The organism is Thiocapsa sp. (assembly GCF_035467215.1).
Taxonomy (GTDB): domain Bacteria; phylum Pseudomonadota; class Gammaproteobacteria; order Chromatiales; family Chromatiaceae; genus Thiocapsa.
Map to the genome: position 1 here is coordinate 1 of NZ_DATITZ010000144.1, position 5328 is coordinate 5328.

At 66.3% G+C, this 5328-nt stretch carries 3 protein-coding genes; 2 read left to right on the forward strand and 1 reads right to left on the reverse strand.

Annotated features, from left to right (window positions below; genetic code table 11):
* On the forward strand, positions 1-582 hold a 582-nt coding region (locus tag VLR48_RS08180; RefSeq protein WP_325291307.1), incomplete at its 5' end, for a YcjF family protein.
* Positions 579-2129 (forward strand): GTPase family protein, encoded by a 1551-nt coding sequence (locus VLR48_RS08185; protein ID WP_325291308.1) that lies wholly within the window; start codon positions 579-581, stop codon positions 2127-2129. The genes VLR48_RS08180 and VLR48_RS08185, both read left to right, overlap by 4 nt.
* 278 nt (positions 2130-2407) lie before the next feature.
* Here the strand turns inward: VLR48_RS08185 and VLR48_RS08190 are convergent.
* Positions 2408-5328, reverse strand: a 2921-nt coding sequence (locus VLR48_RS08190; protein ID WP_325291309.1) for a sulfite exporter TauE/SafE family protein, incomplete at its 5' end; no start/stop codon positions are given.

Sequence of the window (5328 nt, forward strand, 5' to 3'; positions counted from 1 at the left end):
ACGCTTCCCGAGGATGGATTCGAGCCGTCCGACTATGGTCTGGATGCCTTGTGGCAGGCGATCGACGGGGTCTCCTCGCTGCGCCTTCAAGCCCTGCTGCGCAGCGATGCAGGGGTGCGCGACGCCTATGCCCGATCCGCCCATCCGCACATCGTCGGCTATGCGATTGCGGCGGCCGGTGTCGGTGCGATTCCCTTGGTGGATCTGGTCGGCGTGCCGGCAATCCAGGCGAAGATGCTGCAAAGCCTCGCCGCGCTCTACGGCCAGGAGTGGGATCGCCGAGCCATCCTCGAGTTTCTGGGTCTGCTCGGGACCGGCATCGGTGTGGCCTATGCCGCGCGCAGCGCCGGCCGGGCCGTGGTCAAGCTGATTCCGGTGTGGGGTCAAACGGCCGGAGCCATCTGGGGCGCGACCGCCAGCGGTGCGACGACCTATGCGCTCGGCAAGGCCGCCGGGTTCCATTTCAATCGCCGCCGCCGGGGTCTGCCCGCGGACGCCGAGGGGATGCGCCGCACCTTCGCCGAAGGGTTCGACAGCGGCGCTGCCCTGCTCAAAGACCTGGTGAAATCGGATCGGCCATGAAGAAACTCCTGAGCCGTATCGATCGCATGCGCCTCCTTGCACTTGTGCTGTGGGCGGTTCCCGTCGCGCCGCTCTTGCCGCTGGGTCTGCTCTGGCTGTGGCAGGCGGAGGCGATGCGCTACTGGCTGGTCGCGCTCGTTCTCTTCAGCGCGGCCGGGTATGGTCTGCAGGCTTGGCTGCATCGGCATGAGCGCCGGTTGCTCCTCACCGCGGAAACCGAGCCGGATCCCGATTGGCCACCTGCCGCCGACGGCGCCTGGGCGCTGGTCGAGGACCTGGCCGCGCAGACCAAACCCGAGGACTGGCCGATCGGGGAGGGCGACCGGCTCGGGGTCTTGGGCCAACAGACGCTCGAGCGTGTCGCCCGGCATTTCCATCCGGACGTCGACGAGCCCTTGTTGGAGCTGACGGTGCCGCACACCCTGCTGATCGTCGAGCGTGCATGCCGCGATCTGCGCGAGACCATTACGGACCACATCCCCTTCAGTCACCGGCTAACGGTGGGCTCGCTGATGCGCGCCTACCGCTGGAAGCCCTTTGCGGATCGCCTGCTGGGGCTGTATCGCGCCGGACAGTGGGTCGTGAATCCGGCCAATGCCTTCCTGACCGAGGCGTTGGCCCAACTCCGCGGTCGCGGCTACGCCCTGGCTCAGGATGAGCTTTATGGCTGGATCCTCAAGGAGTACGTGCGCAAGGTCGGCGCCTATGCGATCGAGCTCTACAGCGGGCGGCTGCTGCTGTCGGACGCGTCTCCCGAGGCTCGGCCCACCACGACATCCGAGCGTGATCTGCGCGCGGCGGGATCCTCGGACGAGCCGGCCGGCGAGCCTTTGCGAATCCTGGTGCTGGGCCGCTCGAACGCCGGCAAATCCAGTCTGATCAACGCCCTGTTCGGCCAACTGCGCGTGGCGACCGATCTGCTGCCCGACACCACCAAGATGCTCACGCCCTATCGGCTGGCACGCGAAGGGCTCGATCTCGCCCTGATTTACGACACGCCGGGATCCGACGCGATGGACGAGCAGACCCTGCGCACCGCGGCGGGCGACGCCGACATGATCCTCTGGGTCAGTGCCGCCGATCGTCCGGATCGTCACGCCGATCGCGAGACCCTGGACAGCTTGCGCGCCGCCTTCGCCGAGCGCTTGACCCGCCGTCCGCCGCCGGTGCTCGTCGTGCTCAGCCATATCGATCGGCTGCGCCCGGTTCGCGAATGGCTACCGCCCTATGACTTGGCCGAGCCGAAGAGCCTGAAGGCCGAAAGCATCCTGGCTGCCGTCGAGGTTGTGTCGGCCGATCTTGCAGTCCCGATCGCGAGCGTCATCCCGGTCTGTCTCGCCGGAGGGCGGGTCTACAACGTCGACGACGTCCTCTGGGCGGCCATCCTCGATCGGCTGGACGCAGCCCAAAGGTCTCGTCTGCTGCGCTGCCAAGACGCGCGCAAACGCGAGGAGAACTGGTCGTTGGTGCGCAGGCAATTGGCAAATGCGGGGCGCTTCCTGCTAGAGCTGCCCAATCGGAGCACGGGCGTGCGCAATCGACGTTAGCCTGACAGCGGCGGACTGCGCGCATCTCCAAGCGGCAAGCTGCTAGCTGATAGCGCACGCCGATCCCCGTAGGTTGGGCAAAGCGCAGCGTGCCCAACACCGCCGGCACCCGAAAAAGGAATGGCGATGTAGGCGCAAAGCCCGCGCTCCAATGCCGCAATCGTGCGCCGACGTCAGGAGGGCTTGCCACCGTGGCGTTGAACCGAGTTCGTAGGTTGGGCACGCTACGCTTTGCCCAACCTACGGCTCTGAAAGCTGAAAGCGGGAGGGAGGAACCCCTAAACCGCCGACGGTGCCTGCTTGACCCCCGCACGACCGCTGAATACCTCGAGGTCGGATCGAACCAGCGCCCAACAGGGTGCGCCGAGCTCCTCTTTCGGCCCGCTGATCTCGACCTTCAGGAAGAGATCGGGCTCCTCGAGATAGACACAGAGGCGCAGCTCGATCGGCCGATCGTCCGCGGTATCCGCGGCGTACAGCTCGAGGGTCAGATCGAAGGCGTTGCTCGACAGGCGCGGTCGTCCGGTCTCGACACGGACCAGGCCGCAATTGTGCTCTGCGCACCGGCGGCGCAGGGCATAGCCCAACTCCCGATCGCAGAAGACACAGAGTGCGCGTTCGACCTCGGCGAGACGACGCTGCGCCTCTCGCAGGCGATGGGGGTAGGGGACCTCGTCGCGGATCTCCTCGCGCAGCACGCGTCTGAGCCGGTCGAACGCCTTCGGCAGTGTTCCGCTGTGAAAACCCCGCCGGAGCATCCCGCGCATGGTCTCGCCGTGGCTGCCGATCACGGCCGGCTCGATCGGTGTGCTCGCCAGATCGGATCGGCGCACCGCCTCGATCCGGGCCGGGTCATGTCCGACAGGGTTCGCGCCCGCGTGATTCGCCGCATAGATGCGCCGGTTCTCCTTGAGCTCCCAGACCAGGAAGCCGGCGAGTCCCGGCAACAAGAGGATGGTGACGGTCACGAAGGGGTAGGCGATCAGCTTCGGCAGGAAGGGCTCGGTAAGTGCAACCAACAGCCCGGTGAGTGCCGGCAGGAAGGGCAGCATCAGCTTGTGCGCGATGGTGACCAAGGGGAAATGCTTGATCGGATTGACCTGCGGCTCCACCAGCACCGTCACGTAAAACTGGATGACGGACTCGGTGAAATTCCAGACAGGCGCAAACAATGCCTTCACGACGAGCGCGAGCCGTGACTCCCCGAGCTGATGGCTCAGCAACTCCTCGATCCGATGCAGCCCTTGCTCGAAGCGGCGTGTCAACTCCTTGAAGAAATGCAGCAGCTCCCGAACCAGTCCAATCACCAGGGTCTGGTTAAGTCGACGCAGCATCTGCCATGCAGCACTTGCGGCATTGTCGAGCATGCGTCGACCCGCCGGCGTGTTGCGCGCGAGCGTGCCGATCGCGAAGGCCGGGATCAGCAAGGACAGCCCGTAGTCGATCTCGACCCCGTCGATCAGCAGGCCGAGTCCCACGAAGGGGAGCACGATCAGCAGTCCGATGAATAGCGGCTGCACGAGATTGCGATCCAGTCCGCGGATCAGGCTCGTCGACAAGAGCCGCGCGACCGGCGCCCAGCGCAGCAGTTTGCGCATCCCGTCGAAAAGCAGCAACCGAACCGTCCAAGAGATGACGCGCCAGATTGATTTGGCGATCGCCCGGCCGACGCGGGTGTAGGCGAACGCATTGATCAGCAGGGCGAGCAGCAGCACCAGCCAGAGGGGAGCTAAATGGATGGCGCTTCCCTCGGGCGCGATCAGGCCGGACAGGATGTCGAGCGTCTTGAGTCCCAGATACGCCAGGCCGGTCGGCAGGATGAGATGGCGCAGGATCAACCGCCCTCGCGGCGTGCCGAACAGAGGCGCGCCGAGCTGCTGCAAGCCCTTGACATAGAATTCGCCCGGCTTGTAGACGCCGGGCAGGTTCTTGGCGGCGATCCGATCGAAATGTGCCAAGCGGTCGCCGTGGCGAATCTCCTCCAGCGTCGGGTCGGGCAGACGCAAGATATTGCGTGCGACGATATCGCGGACATCCGTGAACTTCAGATGCCGGCGGTGCTGGATGACGTCGAGCAGCTCCTCGCGCATCTTGTGGGCCGCGACACGCTCGCGATGGTTGGTCGGGTTGAAGCCGGCCTCTTCGAGAGAAGCGCGAAGGTGCGGTCTGATCTGGCCGGCGAGTCGCGTGGACAGCTGCTCCGAGAGTCGCTTCAGGGGTACCGAGAACCGCTCGACCTCGCGGGTCGGCCACTCGATCTGCTCGAGCCGGCTCGACGCGACCGCGATTGCGCGCAGCCCCTTGAGTCGGGCCTGAAAGGGCAGGATCTGTCTTAGCCGCTCCTTCCCGCCGCTCGCGGCCCAGTGAAAGGGACGCAGGCGGTAATAGGTGGTGCGGCTCTCGAGCAGAACCCGTTCCAGGTCGCGCAGGATCAGATACGCCGAGCGCGCCGAGCCGGTGCGCATGACCTCCTCGCCCAAGAGCGCGGTCAGGGCAGACAGCTCACGTGCCGTGTCCGGACTCAGCTTCGAGTTCGCGGCGATCAGATCCGCCAAGGTGCTCTCCGCCGCAGCGGCGCGTTGTGCGAGGATCGCGCGGACGGCGTCGCGCGCATCCTGGCAGGGCTCGCCCATGGCAATGAAGCGTCGCCGGGCCAAGGCCAGGTTGACGAGCGCGGCGGCATAATGGTCGTCGTGCTCGGCGCGCTGCGCCTTGCGCACGGCATCGGCGAACAGGGCCAGATGCAGATCCAGCCAGATCCCGCGAGGTCCCGCCTCGGACCGTTTGCGACTCAGCAGCCCCGGGATGGCGAGCAGCGCATCCAGCAATGGCGCGACCGGGGTAATCGCGATGTCCCGGAGACGCGTCTTCCAGTCCCGTCGGGCCAATTGAGAGGCTTCGCGCAGCACCGCGAGACAGCGTGCCTCGATCTCGTCGACAGGGGAGGAGATCGCCGTGTCCGCGATCTCCGGCGATGCGGGCTCGTCCGAGACGAGCGGCGTTTCGTGGATCTGCCTGGCCGCGATCGCGCGCGTAAAATCCGGATCCGATTCCCCGTAGGGCAGGCCGGACGGAAGAAGGGGCAGATACTCGGGCACGCCGCAGCGGTGATCCGGGCGGGTATGCTCGAGCAGTCGCGGGAGCCGCCCGCCCTGCAGCGATCCGGGCAGATCGAGTCCGCTCTCGATAAGCCACAGAT